Annotated in this window: 13 protein-coding genes and 1 pseudogene; 8 read left to right on the forward strand and 6 right to left on the reverse strand. The window is 58.4% G+C overall.

The genetic code is table 11. The features are described 5' to 3' along the window. Positions 1-98 precede the first annotated feature (98 nt). From ASE39_RS13780 to ASE39_RS13790, 3 genes and pseudogenes are all read left to right on the forward strand, one after another. A pseudogene (locus tag ASE39_RS13780) lies at positions 99-671 on the forward strand (DUF932 domain-containing protein); the annotation flags it as partial. 142 nt (positions 672-813) lie between these two features. Then, complete coding sequence (locus ASE39_RS13785; RefSeq protein ID WP_057271517.1) at positions 814-1827, forward strand: lambda-exonuclease family protein; 1014 nt, start codon at positions 814-816, stop codon at positions 1825-1827. A 135-nt stretch (positions 1828-1962) separates the two neighbouring features. After that, positions 1963-2973 carry a hypothetical protein gene (locus ASE39_RS13790; RefSeq protein WP_057271529.1) on the forward strand — a complete coding sequence of 337 codons (1011 nt, stop codon included), beginning with the start codon at positions 1963-1965 and terminating at the stop codon, positions 2971-2973. 719 nt (positions 2974-3692) lie between these two features. Here the strand turns inward: ASE39_RS13790 and ASE39_RS13795 are convergent. From ASE39_RS13795 to ASE39_RS13805, 3 genes are all read right to left on the reverse strand, one after another. Further along, on the reverse strand, positions 3693-4640 hold the full coding sequence (locus tag ASE39_RS13795; RefSeq protein WP_057271518.1) for a hypothetical protein: 948 nt from the start codon (positions 4638-4640) through the stop codon (positions 3693-3695). A 60-nt stretch (positions 4641-4700) separates the two neighbouring features. Further along, positions 4701-4982, reverse strand: coding sequence for an H-NS histone family protein (locus ASE39_RS13800; RefSeq protein ID WP_057271519.1), 282 nt, complete (start codon positions 4980-4982; stop codon positions 4701-4703). Positions 4983-5084: 102 nt separating this feature from the next. Next, positions 5085-5297: a hypothetical protein gene (locus ASE39_RS13805; RefSeq protein WP_057271520.1), complete on the reverse strand. Its 213-nt coding sequence runs from the start codon at positions 5295-5297 to the stop codon at positions 5085-5087. A 308-nt stretch (positions 5298-5605) separates the two neighbouring features. Between ASE39_RS13805 and ASE39_RS13810 the strand changes: the two genes are divergently transcribed. Next, on the forward strand, positions 5606-6490 hold the full coding sequence (locus ASE39_RS13810) for a hypothetical protein (RefSeq protein ID WP_057271521.1): 885 nt from the start codon (positions 5606-5608) through the stop codon (positions 6488-6490). A gap of 32 nt (positions 6491-6522) precedes the next feature. Here the strand turns inward: ASE39_RS13810 and ASE39_RS13815 are convergent, their stop codons facing one another. Beyond that, positions 6523-6828: a helix-turn-helix transcriptional regulator gene (locus tag ASE39_RS13815; RefSeq protein WP_057271522.1), complete on the reverse strand. Its 306-nt coding sequence runs from the start codon at positions 6826-6828 to the stop codon at positions 6523-6525. A 138-nt stretch (positions 6829-6966) separates the two neighbouring features. Here ASE39_RS13815 and ASE39_RS13820 point away from each other — a divergent pair, with 138 nt between their 5' ends. From ASE39_RS13820 to ASE39_RS13835, 4 genes are all read left to right on the forward strand, one after another. Next, positions 6967-7968: a hypothetical protein gene (locus tag ASE39_RS13820; protein WP_140426774.1), complete on the forward strand. Its 1002-nt coding sequence runs from the start codon at positions 6967-6969 to the stop codon at positions 7966-7968. A gap of 462 nt (positions 7969-8430) precedes the next feature. Further along, positions 8431-9555 (forward strand): trypsin-like serine protease, encoded by a 1125-nt coding sequence (locus ASE39_RS25880; RefSeq protein ID WP_082615433.1) that lies wholly within the window; start codon positions 8431-8433, stop codon positions 9553-9555. Next, positions 9552-11624, forward strand: coding sequence for a S8 family serine peptidase (locus ASE39_RS13830; protein ID WP_082615434.1), 2073 nt, complete (start codon positions 9552-9554; stop codon positions 11622-11624). Before ASE39_RS25880 ends, ASE39_RS13830 begins: the two co-directional genes overlap by 4 nt. A 14-nt stretch (positions 11625-11638) precedes the next feature. After that, positions 11639-13384, forward strand: a complete 1746-nt coding sequence (locus ASE39_RS13835) for an amidohydrolase family protein (RefSeq protein ID WP_082615435.1) — start codon at positions 11639-11641, stop codon at positions 13382-13384. A gap of 1720 nt (positions 13385-15104) precedes the next feature. Here ASE39_RS13835 and ASE39_RS26440 read toward each other — a convergent pair. Next, entirely contained in the window at positions 15105-15662 is a 558-nt protein-coding gene (locus ASE39_RS26440) for a hypothetical protein (protein ID WP_140426776.1), read from the reverse strand. 279 nt (positions 15663-15941) lie between these two features. Next, positions 15942-16379, reverse strand: a complete 438-nt coding sequence (locus ASE39_RS13845) for a hypothetical protein (RefSeq protein ID WP_057271528.1) — start codon at positions 16377-16379, stop codon at positions 15942-15944. Positions 16380-16666 lie beyond the last annotated feature (287 nt).

The following is a 16666-nucleotide window of genomic DNA, read 5'->3' on the forward strand; positions in this document are numbered from 1 at the left end:
CCTATAGTTATCCACAGTTGGCTTCAAATGGAACCAGCTCTAGCCCCTGGTCAATGTTCGACTGGCACTGCTGATCACGTTTGCACTGGCACTAACACAAGGGCAACGATGTGGTCAATGGCTATCTGCTGCTGGCGACTTCCTGCGATGGAACCTTGGCCACTACAGCCACACCCACCACCGTCCGGGTGGTCTGCAACAACACCCTCTCCATTGCTCTGTCCGGGACATCAAGTGCCATCAAGGTACCCCACAGCACCAGCTTCGATGCACAGGCGGTTAAGAAGCAGTTGGGCATTGCCGTCTCGCAATGGGACGGTTTCATGTACAGGATGAAGACCCTGTCCGAGCGCAAGGTCAAGAGCCATGAGTCCATGAACTACTTCCTCAAGGTGCTCTGCCAGACCGATGGTCATGCGGATGCATCGGCAGGCCTGACCAATGAGCGTGCGCTCAAGAAGGTACAGGCGATGTACGAGGGCCAGGGCCGGGGTGCGGAATTGGCTGCTGCCAAGGGCACCGCCTGGGGTCTGCTGTGCGCGGTCACCGAGTTCGTGGACCACGAGCGCCGGGCGCGCAGTCAGGAGTACCGGCTGGACAGTGCCTGGTTTGGTCAGGGGGCCACCCTCAAGCAGCGGGCGCTGGAGCAGGCGTTGCAGTTGGCTTCGTGACTGTGTCTGCCGTTCTTTGCGATTTTTCCATCCACCCTCACCACCCTCTACGGCATAGACCCCGGCTCCTTCAGTGGACCGGGGTCTTTTGTTTTGGGGGGCGGTACTGGTGTTCGTTTCATTTCATATTCAAGGAGTCAGCATGGTTCATCCTGTTGTTTCACCGGTGGGGACGTCTTCCACCAAACCCCGCCCTGCCCTTCGGCTGGTCAAGACCCAGGATCTGGATCGCGATCAGTGGTTGCAGGTGCGCCAAGGAGGCATTGGCAGTTCGGATGCTGCGGCGGCGGTGGGGCTCAATCCCTACCAGTCGCAGCTGGAGCTGTGGATGGAGAAGACCGGTCGTGCTCCCACCGCCCCACCGGGCGATGGGGGTGCGGACGATCAGAGTCCGATGTACTGGGGATCCCTTTTGGAGCCCATTGTGGCTGCGCACTACACGCGCCGTACGGGTAACCGGGTGCGGCGCATCAACGCGGTGCTGCAGCATCCCGAGCACCCCTGGATGCTGGCCAATATTGACCGAGAGGTCATGGGAGCCCCGGATGTCCAGTTGCTGGAATGCAAGACCGCTGGCATTCAGGGCGCCTGGCTTTGGCGGGATGGGGTGCCCGAGTATGTGCAGTTGCAGGTCCAGCACCAGTTGGCTGTGACCGGTAAACAGGCGGCAGATGTGGCGGTGCTGCTGGGAGGCCAGGAGCTGCAGATTTTCCGAATCGAGCGGGATGAGGAGTTGATTGCTCAGCTCATCACCCTGGAGCGGGAGTTCTGGGGCTATGTGGAGCGGGGCCAGGCGCCGCCGGCCGATGGGTCGGATTCGGCAGACCGGGCTTTGCGGGCGCTGTATCCCCGGGACACGGGTTTCACCCTGAACCTCAAGCATGACCTGGTGATGGGGGCTGTGTTTTCTGACCTGCTGGCGGTGCGGGAGGTGTTGGCGACCAACACGGCCTTGGAAGCCCAGCTCAAGCAGGCGATTCAGCAGCGCATGGGGGATTCGAGCCGGGCGGTGTTTGAGAACGGTGAGGTGAGTTTCAAACGCAGCCGGGATGGGACGCAGCTGGATACAGCGCGGCTGGCCAAGGAGCAGCCGGAGATCGTGAAGACGTACACGGTGCCCAAGCCCGGGAGTCGGAGGTTTCTGGTGCAGACCTGAAGGTGGGCCGGGGATATCGGAGTCCAGGTTCATTCAATTCATTTTTCATTCACGCATCCCCAGACGGGCTTCATCGGTGACGGTGAGGCCCGTTGTGTTTTGGGGGGTGTTTTGACATTCAACAAGGAGATTCACATGCTCAAAGGTTTGGCTTTGACACCGCCCGTGATCGGGCGCATTGCGATTGGGCGGGTGGTGGAGAAGGCAGGACGTCGTCTTCCTGAGAAGGACGATGAGTTCACGCTGACCAGCCAGGTGCAGAACAAGGAGGGGTGGGTGCCACATCCGGTGGACGCCCAGTTGCGCAAGGAGCCAGGGGCGAAGCTGCGCAGCATTCCGGTGCGTTTGCTGTTTGATGATCCGGATCTGAGTCTGCGGGCGAACTACACGATGTTTGACCGGGCGACAGGACGGCCTCTGTGTGTGGGGGATGGGGAGAGTTGCAAGCGGGTGACGCTGTCGGGGATGCAGTCCCTGCCCTGCCCTTCGCCTGCAGTGTGTCCGCTCGCCCAGGACGGGAACTGCAAGCCATATGGACGGCTGCATGTGCGGGTGGAGGCTGAAGGGCATACCGAAGCCGGTATGGAGGGTATGAGTGGCGATGAACTCGGCAGCTTTGTGTTCCGGACCACAGGGTTCAACAGCATTCGGACGCTATCGGCCCGGCTGCGGTATCTGTTTGCGGTGTCGGGTGGGTTGCTGGCCGGGCTGCCCTTGGAGCTTCGGCTGCGGGGCAAGTCCACCACGCTGTCGCACCGCACGCCGATCTACTACGTCGACCTCACTCTGAGAGCTGGTAGCAGCCTGGCTCAGGTCGTGGCGTTGGCACGGCAGGAGCGGGAGCAGCAAGCTGCGCTGGGGCTGGATCAGGCGGCGCTGGATGACGCGGCGCGGCAGGGTTTGGCGCTGGGGGAGTTCGAGGAGTCGGAAGAAGAAGGCGTGGAGGTCGCAGAGGAGTTCTATCCGGAGTCAGGCATCAAGGGAGAGCACGCGGGGGCTGGAGATGTGGACGGCTCTGAGTCTCGGAGGACCAGAGAGCCATCTCCACCAATTTCTCTGCGCGGCAAGCTGCATCGCAAGCAGGAAGCATTGGGACCAAGAGCCACCCCAACAGGTGATCCGGGAGCGTCCCATGCGGGGAGCTGAAGGGCTGGTTCGGCGCTATGCCGTGGGACTGGTGATGGAAACGGTGCCTTGCTATCGCAGTGGGCCGGAATCAGAACCAGGTGCCAAGGTGCTGCCGGGGATTCTGGTGAGGCATCGAGCGCCGTCACATCGCACGGGGCCAGTGACCTTGCAACAGGCGGTGGCCTTGCTCACTGGCCAGCGGGTGGCAGTACCAACGGTGACCAGCGCGGCTGGGGTGTTGCGCCATGCAACGAGGCTACTGCCAGGATCCAATGCTGAGTTGGTCTGGGAGCAAGCACCTTCGGACTTGCTGGCACTGTGCCACAAAGCGGTTGACGGGGGTGGCCTAGTGCTCCTGCTCTGGCAGTCAATTGCCAGGGAGATGCGAGGAGCGACGAGGAAGCCCTGCCCTGCACCTCAATGGATGCTGGGGCTCGGGGTGGAGGGGCCTTGGAGTCCAGTGGGGGATGAATCAGGCAGTGTGGTGTGCACAGTGGCTACCGGACTCTTGGTCTTGGACACCCAGGTGCATCCTGGCTGGGGATTGGGGCACAACCAGTGTCTGGTTCCTGGAACCGATCCGCACCATGAGGCGGCTATGCGGGTGGCGGATTTCCGTAGCGTGTGGTCGGCGCGTACGGTGGAGGGGGGACTGGACTGTGGGATGGTGCTTGCAGCGATAGCTATCGTGCCCTCTACACACGGGTAGTCGCTGACTTCAACGCCCCTCAGCCGGGCTAGACGATCTGATCCGATGGTGGTATCGCCGGGCCGCGTCCGGGGCGCTTGTGCTCCTTGGCCCTGCCACTCGGTGGCCGCTCGGGACGCAAGCGTATCCATGCCTTTCTGGGGCCTGTGTCAGATTCACGGCGGTATTCAAGATCGAACGCCGCGGACTCGTGCAGTACCTGTTGCCAAGTGGTGCAACGGAATTTCAGAGGGGTTTGATCCGGATGCTGTGCAAGCATCTGAGTCTTGACGGCCTCCAGTGCAATCCAGTTGTCACCAGCAAGGGCTTCAACCTCGGTACGCAGCGCTCGAACGATTCCGGTTTGCCACCACTCGAAACTGCCATCGGGGTTGATGCCATTGACCAGCCAATCATGGTAAGTCTCCGATTTCGCGAAGGACGCCATAGCTTCGCCGGCCTTTTGCATTGCCATCATCCATGCGCGGAGTTCTTGGAAGCGAGCGTCAATGCGTAGGTAGGATTCTTCGAGGTAAGCGATCGCCTCCAGACATCCTTGCTCCTCCCAGATGTTGAAGCGGGAGAGAAAGTGATGCACCAGTTCGTTGCGCAGAACCACGAATTCGTCAATCGATGACTTGGTCTGCGCCCATTGTTCTGGGTACAGGGTCATTCGAAAGCTGTGGGCGACTGAGATGCGGTCAGACGGTATCTTGTCTGCTGGCAAGAGTTCCCGCTCGAAGCCCTCGGGGACAACAAAGGTTTCGAAGAGCTTTTCTTTCAAGGCACCTAGCGTCTTGACTGAAAGCTCTTCGGCACGTTTCTCAATTTGTCCTGCCAGGGTCTCCACAGGTCCAGCGATCTCATGGTGAACGAGCAGGGACTTCAGGGCGATTTCATACTGCTGGATGCGAACCATGCAGCGACCCAGCAGACGCTGAACATCGCGCTGGATCTCGGGGCCGAGCTTCTCTGGTGGCAGTAAGTCGGTCGTCATCGGTTCGGCTCTGCCGTTTGCTCTTCTGGCTTCACCTGCCAAAGATCTGAATCAATCGGTTCAGCCGATCACAAAGGGCGCGCGGTCCTTGCCCGCAATCCACTGGGGCGGCTTGCCCCGGCCCGTCCACGTGGCGCCGGTCTCGGGATCCCGGTACTTGGCTTCCAGCTTCTTCTTGGGTTTGCTCGGCTTCCAGGGGAAGACTTGCTGGGCCGTGAAGCCGAATTCCTGAACGAGTTGCAGAACGGTTTGCAGGGCCTGCTCGGACTCGGCCTTCTTGGCGTTGGCGATTTGTTCGTCGAGGAGTTTTTTCTGGGCGAGGAGTTCGGCGTAGCTGGACATGAGGGTGCGTTGGGGTGTGAGTGCTGGGATGTTGTGATTTGGTCCAAGGAGAACCGTTTTAGGCACAGGGAACACTCTACGCCAAGACGGGGAGCCGGAAGGTCAATGTGCAGGGGCAGAGACCACTGGAGAATGGGTGGGCGTCTGCGCCCCGCCCTGACGCCAGATGTCCAGATTGGCGAACTCGCGGCTGCAGCCTGTGCATTGCAGGGTGTCGGTGTAGCGCATGGCGCCCGTCTCGTCGCGTGCAACTACCCGGTGGTAGCTGGTGGCACCACAGTAGCCGCAGCTGTTTCGGGTGGTGGACGGGTTCATCGGGAAGGCGGGACTCAGATTCTTCACTCAGGGGGATCTGTTCTTGGTGGCGGTCTTGGTTTGGGATTCTGGGGATCGTACCAAGGCGCCAGCGTTTGCGCGGATGCGCAGGGAGTCAGCTGGTCACGGGCAGGGATGTCACGCTCCATGTGGAGCTACACACACGATAGCGGCTGGGCTGCGGCAAAGATCTCGCAGCCACTTCCTTCATCCCTGCCCGTTCAGTATTGGGTCAACCGATGGTCTTTGGCGGGCGTTCAATTGATGTATTTGCATCACATATCATTAACCGATAGAGAGGGAGCTTTATGCAGTCCAAGTTTGGAAGGATGCGGCTTGCGCGCAGCCTGGTGGTTGTTTCGTTTGCGGTGTTGGGCCTGGCTGGGTTGCTGGGTGGTTGCCAACGCAAAGAGGCCGAGGCGCCGGAGTTGCCGGTACAGACGGTGTCGGGGTTTCTGGAGATCGCTGGGGTGCTGGATCGCCGAGGAGAACAAGGGGCGGTGTTTGAGGTCAGCCCGGAGACGGGGGATCTGGTGGCCTATGTGTTCGATCCGAAGGGTCCTCTGGGACAGCGGCTGTTGTCGCAGTGTGTGCGGGATATGCCGTGTCTGGTGGAGGGGGTACGCGCCAGGCCGCTGGACAGTCAGGCACCGGCCACGAAGGTTCTCACCGAGCTGGGGTTCAGTGTGTCGCCGTCCGCCTGGTTGGGAATGATCGATGCGGGCCCTGCCCGGGTGGAGTCGGCACTGGAAGCACCAGAGCCCCGGGTCAAGACCCGGTTTGGGGAGGTGGTAGTCCAAGAGAGTGATTTCGCGGTGCTGGTGAATGGACAGACCTTTCTACCGGCCCAGGAAGAGCCTGTGAGTATCGTGCGCAACGCCCCGGTGGGTGCAGAGGATTTGCTGTTGCTGCAAAGCGGATCGGGGACTGCCTGTCCTGCCCTGTTCCAGGTGCTGGCAGTGTCGGCTGAGGGGGTGCAGGTGTCGCCGAAGTTTGGGTCCTGCTCGGACCGGGTGTATGCGGTGGTCGAGGAGAAGCCGAATCAGACTCCCAAGCTGTCCATTCGGATGCTGGGGTTTGCGGGGCCGTTTGAACCGGAGGAAGAGCAGCGCAAGGCGGCTCAGAAGCTGGTGGAGTTTGTCTACCAGCAGGGGGCGCTCACGCAGGATGGGAAGCCGGTGCCTTCGCAGTGAAGGGACTTGTACCTTTGCGTTCGGCCGCAGGCTCACGCTTTGGCGGGGGTCTTTCGGGCAGCTTTGCGAGCGGGCTTGGTCGCTTGCTCTGGGGGTTTGAGCAGGGTCCACGGCTCCACGCCCAGGGCTTGGGCGATGCGCTCGATGTTGGCCAGGGCAATGTTCCAGCGGCAGCGCTCAACCGCCGAGACATAGGTGCGGTCGAGTTCGCACTCGTGGGCCAGGCGCTCTTGGGACCAGCCTTTTTCTACACGCAGTAGCCGAATCCAATACGCGAGGACTTCGCGCACGTTGCCCGGGTCGGGCAGATGGGTCGGGGGCGTAGGTTTGGCAGACACCGCAGGAGGATGCGGTTTTGCCTTCTTTGCATCTACGGAGTTTGCTTCACTTTTTGAACCTTGTGAAGGGTTTTACCGAGCGGTCTTTTTTCTTTCGTTCTTTCTCGTTTCGTTCATTTTTCTATCAAGGAGTACGTTATGCGGTTTTCTTCAGGGGCTATGAGTCTGGCTTGCGCAGCCATGCTGACGGGGTGTTTTGCGGGGGATGTATCCGTGGTCAAGGACAGCCGTATCACTGGCTGGCCGCAATTCACGGTGGGGCAGTTGCTGGAAAAGCGCAAGGCGTGCTCTAGCGTGGAGTGGAAGAGTTTCAAGGACTCCAGGGGGCGCAGTGTGGTGGAGTACACCTGCGAGTCTGCGGCTGGTGCGGTGTATCTGCAGAGTTTGCACACTGGGGCTGTCCAGGTAGCGCAGCAGCGTCTGGACGGTGCTTCTCAACACGATGCGGCGTTCGCGGAGATCGATAAGCAGCAGACGAGTTTGGCCCAGGAAATCAGCAAGGACCAGACTGACGAACTCGCCAATCGGCAAGCCCTCATCGCAAACCTTCAGCGGGATATCACTCGCATCCGAGGTATCACCCTGGCATCGTGCCGGGAGGTGGATGCCAGTTCTCTGAGTCGGGTGCTCTCTGGCTTCATCCAGAGTTTTCAGCGAGGCTGCGCGAAGGCGATCAAAGAGAACGAGCCCCGGGATCTGGAGATTGACAAGAACGCATTGATTGAAGCTGCGCGCATGCAAATCTCAAACCAAGAAAGTGCCATCGAAAATCTCAAGACGCAGATCGACATGACACAGTCGCAGGCCAAGCAGCAGGCAACTCGCACCGAAGACAACAAAGTGGCGCGCGAACAGGCCGCGATTAAGCAGCGCAATGAAGCGCAAGGAGAACTTGCCGCGTTACAGCGTCATTGGGCGGGGTTCAAGGGCGTGAGGGAGGTTTCGCAGTGGGTCATGCAGAACAACGAGCCTGTCTATCTTGGCTCGCGGATCGATCTGGTGTTGTCCGACAAAACGATCGAAGTACCGGTCACAGCGCGTTTGGTGTTTGACCAAGCTGCAAAGGACGGGGAAGTTTTGACGTCTGCCTATGAGTTTGCACTCCGGGAGGCGTGGAATCGCTATCCGGTGAAGCATTGAGCAGTGAACTCATACGTCCGGATAGGCCAGGGTCGATCTGAAGCGTACGGCCTGAAGTGAGATCTGAAGAGCGTTTGATTCGCTAATACCGTTAAAGGGGACTGGGCTGCGGCCTGGTCCCCTTTTTTGTGGTGGTTCTTTTTTTGCGCACCGAAGACGCTGCGAGAGCGTAGCTGTGATTTTTCGATGAGCTACTCCGGCATCAAGTGCACGCCACGAGACGGCTTTAGAGCAGACAACAAACCGAAGGCAATAAACGCAGGTAGATGATGCAGCAGGCCTCGCAAACAGTTGCTGGTTATCCCTAATCCCTAGCGAAGACCACCGTGCGCTTCCCTGTTCGAACCAACTGCCATAAAAAATTGGAGGTTCTTTCTTGTAACTGATACCCTTATTGCGAATTAACTTGGGAGCTTTCGGCGATGTTCGCCATTGCCGCGTTGGGTCCAATGGGAGGGTGAGATGGCAAGTAAAAATTCAGCTGCCGAGGCGATGACCTTACCGGCATCCACCAAGCCGCAGCGCAATGCCGTTCGCCGACCACTGAACGGCCTTAAGGGTTTCCTCCGCCAGATAGTGGCAGCGACTGTCGCCACTTCACTCGCGGCGGGTTCATTTGCCCAGAGCGCGCCGCCTTCTCTTGCGAGCCCCGCATCCATGCCTACTGCCTCGGCATCTACTCCTACTACGAAGCCGGACCCCGAGAAGGTGATCTTCCGACTTGCGACCGATGTTCTTCCAGCAGGCAGCGTGCAGTTGTCAGGCGGTGTGACCGTAAATATAGGCGACTGGCCAGCCCTCGCCATTGCGCAAATTCCGGTAGGCTCAGCTCTGGCTTCCTGCACGGCGACCTTCGTGGGGCCCACCGTCATGCTGACTGCGGCTCACTGCGTTGATGCAGCTTTCTCATCAAAACCCCGCGAGCTATGGGTGGAAGTTGATGGGCGCAAGCTTCAGTTCAACTGCACGATCAGCCCTGCCTACCTTGAACATCCACCTCAGATTACTTCCCCACGCGGGAGCGAGGATTACGCGCTTTGTATCTGGAGGGGGAAAGAGTCCCTTCCACCGTCTCTCAAGGCACTCACCAATGAGGTAGTCGAAGTCTCCCAGCCTCTACTGACGGGTGACAAAGTGCTGATGGTTGGCTACGGCTGCACCGACCTCAAGGTTGTCAACGACGAGTTCACTTGGAGTCCGTCTGACAAGACCTTACGCATCGGCGATCAGCAGGTTGAGAAGGCCCCAAAGTACGACCCTGCTCAGCCCGCCTATGCACGAGTGCGCTCTAGCCTAGGCCAGGAGCCTGCGTTGTGCCCAGGCGATTCTGGCGGGCCGATTTTCTCCGGTGCCACGACGGCCGCCCCCCAGGCTAAGCGGCGCATCCGCGCGGTGAACTCCTCAATCAACATGGAGAAAGCCACTGGCGGTTACGACATTCTGTCGTTCGTCTCTTCGACCTCGTCCATCACCTTCAACAACTGGGCTCGGGAGTGGCTGAAGGACGAGACAAAGCTCAAACCTGCCATCGCCCCAACTATTTGCGGCGTGAACAAGAAGGCGGGCGACTACCCCTGCAGGCAATGAACTGCCACCACCTTCGGCGAGTGCTTGGCCTCGCGCTCATCAGCTTTTGCGCGGCGACTCATGCTCAACAGGAAGAAGCCCCGGTGGTGCTTCGGGCGGTTGGCCCGCACGTTCCCGACGCAACCGTAGCTGCTATCGCGAAGAACGCCGCTCCGTTTGAGGTAGGCGAAGGGATACGCGCTGAACTCGCAAAGATGCCCGTGGAGGCGGCCATCGCCAAGGTTTGCGGGAGCTACCGAGATGCGTATTTTGAAGCCCTCTCGGCGGCCAATAGCTCCTTGGTCTTGACCAAAGAGCTGATCCTTGGAGACCGCGCCGCAACCATCGTGTTCCCTGCATGCCTTTATGTTGAACGCAGCAACGTGGGCTTCAAGCGCGAGGTAGCTCCAGACGAGAACAGGAAGAAAATCTATCAGGAATTGACCGGTGGCGACGGCACTCCAATAGCCGTGAAACGGTTCTTCGGCACAACCGTGAACCGGGTAAAGGAGGTCGATGCAAAAAAGTTCGTCTATGGGGCTCACCGCACCGCGCCAGTTGCACTCACGCCAGTCAACATGGGCTCGGAGCAGTTCAAGGCCATAGTGGCGCAATCCGTACAACAAGCGGCGCCAAACGTTCCCGTGTCGGCATTTGTTCAGGCACCAACACCGCAGCCAGGAGAAATCATTCTAGGCGGTACGGTGGCAGCCGCAGACACCAAATGCCGCAAGCCTTCCGGAGCCCAATTCGACGCAAAAGAGGTGGCCGCCTTCTATCGTTTTGCAGACGACCGTCGCAACGAACTCGATCCTTCGCCACCGAATGGACAGACATCTATAACGATTGTCGACAACGGTTTCTTGGGCGCGAACCCGACCAACGGGTTGGAAGCCGCGTTCGCCGGAAGTCCCTTCAATCGCCGCTTTTTTCAGGTAGACCCCAAGACGACGGTCGCGCGGTCGTATCGGATATCAAGCGGGGAAGAGTTCCGTCCGGTCAGTTTCGACACTGAAGTGGCACCCGACGCAATCCGCGGGCACGGAACACATGTGACGGGGCTAGCCTTAGGCGGGCCTGGGTTCAGCGAATTTCTTAGGCAGTGGCCGGTTGCTGTGAGCCCGTGGGCCTCGGTGAATATCCTAAACGTTGCAAACGGCAAGAAACACTTGATTGGCGGAGCATACCTCTCCCTGCCATCGCTGATCCCAACGGACGCGCGTCGACACATCATCAACATGAGCCTCACTCACGATGGACGCGTCGACAACGATGCCGGCGAGGCCTATCGCGTTCTCTTCAAGAGGTTCGACGACAGCCTGTTCGTGGTCGCCGCAGGAAACAACCGCGGTGATGTGACAGATCTCAAGGCCTATCCAGCTGCCTGGGGTGGCCTTAAGGCCAAGAACGTCATCACTGTGGCTGCGTTGGACGGCGATGGTGGACTGGCTCCGTTTTCAAATAAGAGCAGTAAGTCGGTAGATATGGCAGCGCCTGGTTGCGAAATCGAGTCGTGGATATCCAATCAGCCGACGCCGGTTGCGCTCAGCGGGACATCACAAGCTGCCCCCGCCCTCACCTTCGGTGGGTCACTTCTTTGGTCCCTCGATACCTCTGCCTCAGCAGCAGCGGTCAAACAACGGTTTATCCTCTCAGGCGACCTCATGGACAACGTCGATGACCTCAGACGACTTGCCTACGGAGTTCGCCTCAACATCCCCAAAGCCCTTCTCTGGTTCCAAGACTACATAGAGGTCACAGGCGAGGAAGGCGGCCGCTACGTTGGAGAAGCGCTGAGGCTCTCTGGCGCACGATGCGTGGACGCTGACCAAAGCAACGGAGATCCGCTGCCCGACGTCTGGGCAATCAAGCGAAGCAAGACCGCAGACCGCTTGTTCACGGGGCGGCTGACTTCCACCTTGGACCAGCCCTGCCCACTGGCCGCAAACTCAGATGGTCAGATGGTATTTGAAGCCAGTTGGCTGGTCACGCCTACCGGTTTCGTAGAGCTGAAGCCTCGGAAGACCTTGTCAAAACCATTGGGAGAAGTGGCGGAGTTGATCCTCCGTGCAGTGTCTCGTTCGAACTAAGGAGGGAGCATTTGATGAAAAGACGACTTCTATTGGCCACCGGCGGCGCCCTATTGGGCGGCCTGCCGCTGCCTGGCTGCACAACGAAACCTGCCACCGGTCCAACGGTGCCGAAGGGCACAGGACTTGTGGACATCCACTGCCACCTCTTCAACAGCAGCGACTTGCCGACAGTCAGGTTCATCAAGATCGTCGTACTGGAGCACTACCCCAAGGACGCTATCAAGACGCTTTCAATCGAAGACCCCGATGCGCTGGACGGGCTGATTGCACTCTTCACATGGATCGTGGGGCGTACGAAAGCACCGTCGGCTGAGGACGAGATAAAGGTCCTAAAGGGCGAACAGGTCAATTTGGTTAACGCGGACGACAAAGTCAACGAGTCGGCCGTCATAAATGCCATCGCGGAGTTCGCCGCATCTGGCGCGATGGGTGTCTCGGACACTCCCGAGGACAGAGGCATCAAGAAGGTGCGCCGCGCGTTGTTACGTGCTGCAGGCGATACCTCAGTCTCGGTCATGAGCGGCCCAATTCCAGATGATGGCGCAAAACTCGTAGCCGAACGGGCCTACAAGTCCACCGTTGATTTGGGTCTGCTACTTCGTTGGTTTGGCTTGTTTACTCGCTACCGCTACGTACTTGCGGAAAAACTGGCTGCCGACCACTCGCGACAGGGCTTCGTTCCTTTGCTGCTCTGCCCAGCCATCGTCGACTACGATAACTGGCTTGGCGAGCATGTCGAGACGTCGCCAATGCCTCGTCAGGTGGAAGTAATGGGACGCATCGCGCTGCAGAAAAAGGGCCCGGCTGTACACGGATATGTTGGCTTCGACCCACTTCGGCAGGTTCTGTTCGACAAAGGTATTCGCAAGGACTACGACCCGCTGCAGGTTGTCACTGACGCAATCAGGCTACACGGCTTTGTGGGGGTCAAGCTGTATCCACCCATGGGCTTCAGAGCCATTGACAACGAATTGGCCACGTGCCAGCCCTACCCTGACACCAGAACGTTCCGACAGTTGCTCGATGGACAGCCCATCGATCCGTCGACGGCGAAGTGCGAGATTCGCCCGGCAGATGGGTCCCGGCAGATTGGCGCAGCGCTGGACAAAGCCATGAACCGCCTGTTCGACACTTGCGTGCGTGAGGGCGGAAGCGTAATCGCTCACGCCAACGACAGCAACAGTGGCGGCAATGATTACTCCAAGCGCGCAGATCCCGAGTTCTGGGTTCCGGTATTCCGCCAGTGGCCCAGGTTGAGCGTCTGTTTGGCTCACTTCGGGCATTTCGCAGCAGTGTCGGACTCGCAGAGAGGCAAGCCGCTGCCTGAGTCCAGTTGGGAATGGACGCTGGGCCGCCACTTGAAAGCGAATCCGATGGCGCCCGTGTTCGGTGATATCAGCTATCTCTCGGAGATTTTCGGAAAAACAGATGTGGATCTTGCGGCATACACAGCGACCTTGAAGCGGTGGATGTCCGAGTTCGACCCCGACTGCCAACACCTAGTGTTTGGAACTGATTGGACCATGCTCGGCCTAGACAAATCCTATGACGTTTTCTCGGGTAGCGTGTACGAGTATTTTCGGACCCGCGTGTTCACTGTGGGAGATGGAAAGGACGCAGACCGACTTAAGCGCCTTTTCTCAGGCAACGCAGCTAGGTTTCTCAGCCTGCGGGCTGGTGACCCGGGGCGAAAGCGCCTGGAGGCTTTCTACGTGAAAAACGGTCTTCCAGCGTCTCGTTTACCCCTCTTGGAATAGCGTCATAGCAGGCCTCCATGGGACTGGTCTGTCGGCGATCCTTCTGATGATCGCTGGTACTCTTCAAATTTGCTGCTTAGCCCCATCGATTCGGTCGTCGCTCCGCGGCACCGTTGACTTGAAGCCAGACGGGAGCAGAGGGAGGCGATCGTTCGCTAGTGACTTCATCCGGGGCAGGATTGAGGCAGTTCGGCAACCGGTCAAGGAATGCTGACGCCGTAAACCTGCTTTTTAGCGCGAGTTGATCAGGCGTGTTCGCCTTTGTGCCAATATCTGAGCCACCCACCACTAGGTGGCTAGGCAACGCGCGCACCGGCAGCGTCCCCCCAGAAGAGGGGGGCGCGGACCCGGCTCAAAGTCCTCAGTGTCGGGAGGTGGCTTTAGGCCTATCTCCATGTACCGAGACCATCTCTGCTGCCATGTCAGGCTAGCAAGCCCCTGGCTGACGTCCACGTGCGGTGGCAACTTGGTCTTGCAGATGTGGTTAACCGCGCCATGAAGCGACTTTGGAACCTGCACCCAGATGCAGTTGCGGTCCAAGAAGTTGGACAGCGAACGCCGACTGACAGCTGATCGGAAATCCCAGCGTTCAGTCGCAGCCTGCTTCAGTAGGGGCTGCTTGAGCATACCCAAAGGCAGCAGGTGCTCGCGGTCGAAAGTCTCTCCGTGCGAAAACTCCTGTCCCACATAGTGGAAGATACTTCCGATTCGCCCAGTTCTCACACGACATTCGAATAGCGCATCTCGCAGCAGACTGCCCAGTGTCTGGTTCACTGCGTACTCTGCGTCGCTGGCATTGGCATGCGGCATCTGCTGCACCTGCAACGCGGCTATAACCTGCGCCAGCACTGATTCGTACCTGTCTGCGACTAAGTTGTGCATCTCTGTCATTGCTACGCTCACTCTTGAATTGCCCCAGGCTCCCAAGATACTTTTGAGCCGATTGACATGGCATCTTTCGAACTCTACCGGTGAATTGCCTATGACAGTTTCTTGTGGTCGTTTGAAAAAAGTCTAGCTGGCAAATACGTCGGCCACCTTGTGGCCCCGCTCGTTGATTAGTCTAGCCGCCCTGCTCTTGAAGCCTTCGGGGTAGGTCTGCTGACTGATAGCGCTTCCTATCTAACCTCTGGTTTGACGTCAGTTGCGTCTAGAAAACCCAAGGGAATTCAGATCTCTCCCGGGCCCGGAGTATTCAAGTACAGTGGGACTGACCGAACCGAGGAGCGCGCAAAATGACAGAAATGGATCAGTTGAGACAGGGACTGCTAGAGAATCCCGATGCTTTTTGTGTGAGCTGGATTCAGCGGAGGCTGCGACTGGGCTACAACAGGGCGTGCGCGTTGCGCGATGAAGCGATTCAACTGGGTATGGTCGCTCGTGTACAGCGGTTGGCGACCCAAGGGCATACTGAATACGCGTATGCTCAGCCTGGTCGCGAACGTAGCGAAGCGTTGGAATGGTTTACCGAGCAGCGATAGGCTCTCGTATTCCTGAGTAAATATATTCTTGCACCAGTGAAACCCGATTCTGACACCGAAAAAATCAGTAGGCCAAAGTTGTGGCAGCCTTCGCGTCGGCTTGGCATTCCACTCAACATCAGGCAAATAGGCTAATTGCGCGCCCCGCCAGAAGTAGCCAACTTTGGCAATTGACAGCATGCGTCCTACGTTCAGGGGTTAACGCACTACGACTAATGCCAGAGCGCGCAGAAACGGCTTCAATCGCACCCCGGGGTAGCATTTTGTCTATCGTCTATTTGCTGCAGAACAGCAGAGGCCCACAACTCGACACGGTACCGCCGCCGATCTGGTGACGAGGCTAACTGCAGGTGGGGAGGAACAGGGAACTTTCCATTCAGGCCCTTGTTTCCAATGTGGGGAACCTCAACGACCGTCCTTTCGGGGCCTCGTATAGCCGACGCGAGCAATCTTGCTTTGTTACCGCACAAGACGACGAGGCCGCAGTCGTGAAGCTCTGAAAGTACGCGCTGAATATTTCGAGAGTTCTTAACTTCGGAGCCGCGCGCTTCTGACACCTTATGACCAAGTGCAACGGCAATCGGCTCAGGAAAGGCGTTCGTTATTCGATAGTCATAGCGATCTGTGGAAGAGAAAAGTGTAGGCTCAGCCGAATGAAGATGTACTAACGCCGAATCGAGATTCTCGCCGGTGTCACCGGCAACTGGCTTGCCCTTCCGCACTTCTTCATCTCCAGGTACGCTGAAGACGAAGGCAAGAGGAATGTGGCCTATCCACAGGTGGCAGGATGAAGTCATGCCATGCAGTCTAGTGCTGAAAATCGCCCAGCGACGTGCCAACTTCGACGAAGACAACCACAGCCATCCAGCAGGTCAATAGCGACTCTGTCGGCGCGCTTAGGGCTGGGAGAAAGCCAGACTTTGACTCGTTGGGGCGTTAGAGGGTGACGTCAAATGTCGATTTGGGATCGATGCCTCCAGTCCATGCGATCGGAAAGAGTTGGAGGTACGACGCTTGTAGACTTCTGGGACCTTTCAACGACTCGGCTTGTGGAGGCGCCACTCTGGTGGAGTATGTCAAATCACCTTCCATGACTGGCCCTGCTCGCTTACTTCGCCGTTCTCCCGACAACGGGTCACCCTACAGAAGCTCGGAGACTCTTTGCTATCCGCCAATTGCAGCGGCATCCAAAAAGGTGTCCCATCTTGGGCGGCCATCCAATTGGGCCAGGGCAAACCTCCCCTGAGCAATCTCTTTGGCCTTTTGGGAGACATGAGAACGAAATAAACCGAAAGATTTCGCTGCTGATATGAGCCATTGAAGTCAGCTCCTAGGATAGCTTCCAGCCGCGGCAACTTGGAATTCAACTGCCCGTTGGACCAACTCGTATCGCCCTTGGCCTCGATCAGAATTAATGTGCTACCGAAAGCAACCACTAAGTCGATGTCCTCCTGGTTTCCTTTCACTAGGCACTTGCTGTTGTCCTGCGGCTTGGCAACGACCGCATCATCCACAAACAGCGCAAGCGCTCCGACAAGCCAGTCAATGTGGTAATCGATCGACCACCATGCATCCTCGGGTATTTCTACGCAAATGGTCCGTTGAAGATCTTGTCGGAACTTTTCACCCAGTTGGTCGCTACCGTGACCAAGTGCGTTTCGGATGACCCAATAGCGCTCCTTGCGATTGAATTTCTTCAGTGCTTCGTGAGCGTCCAGTCATCCCATCTTGACCCGCCGGACGCGGTTCAGTTGGACTGCAACTGTGCTCCGACGTAGGCAACGCACTCCACGAGGTTGAG

It is taken from the genome of Acidovorax sp. Root267, from assembly GCF_001429215.1.
GTDB lineage: Bacteria > Pseudomonadota > Gammaproteobacteria > Burkholderiales > Burkholderiaceae_C > Acidovorax > Acidovorax radicis.

What these genes read in the sequence shown, in the direction of transcription:
- ASE39_RS13785 (WP_057271517.1), top strand. Translation starts at nt 814, where the DNA reads ATGGTTCATCCTGTTGTTTCACCGGTGGGGACGTCTTCCACCAAACCC.
- ASE39_RS13790 (WP_057271529.1), top strand. Translation starts at nt 1,963, where the DNA reads ATGCTCAAAGGTTTGGCTTTGACACCGCCCGTGATCGGGCGCATTGCG.
- ASE39_RS13795 (WP_057271518.1), bottom strand. Translation starts at nt 4,640, where the DNA reads ATGACGACCGACTTACTGCCACCAGAGAAGCTCGGCCCCGAGATCCAG.
- ASE39_RS13800 (WP_057271519.1), bottom strand. Translation starts at nt 4,982, where the DNA reads ATGTCCAGCTACGCCGAACTCCTCGCCCAGAAAAAACTCCTCGACGAA.
- ASE39_RS13805 (WP_057271520.1), bottom strand. Translation starts at nt 5,297, where the DNA reads ATGAACCCGTCCACCACCCGAAACAGCTGCGGCTACTGTGGTGCCACC.
- ASE39_RS13810 (WP_057271521.1), top strand. Translation starts at nt 5,606, where the DNA reads ATGCAGTCCAAGTTTGGAAGGATGCGGCTTGCGCGCAGCCTGGTGGTT.
- ASE39_RS13820 (WP_140426774.1), top strand. Translation starts at nt 6,967, where the DNA reads ATGCGGTTTTCTTCAGGGGCTATGAGTCTGGCTTGCGCAGCCATGCTG.
- ASE39_RS25880 (WP_082615433.1), top strand. Translation starts at nt 8,431, where the DNA reads ATGGCAAGTAAAAATTCAGCTGCCGAGGCGATGACCTTACCGGCATCC.
- ASE39_RS13830 (WP_082615434.1), top strand. Translation starts at nt 9,552, where the DNA reads ATGAACTGCCACCACCTTCGGCGAGTGCTTGGCCTCGCGCTCATCAGC.
- ASE39_RS13835 (WP_082615435.1), top strand. Translation starts at nt 11,639, where the DNA reads ATGAAAAGACGACTTCTATTGGCCACCGGCGGCGCCCTATTGGGCGGC.
- ASE39_RS26440 (WP_140426776.1), bottom strand. Translation starts at nt 15,662, where the DNA reads ATGACTTCATCCTGCCACCTGTGGATAGGCCACATTCCTCTTGCCTTC.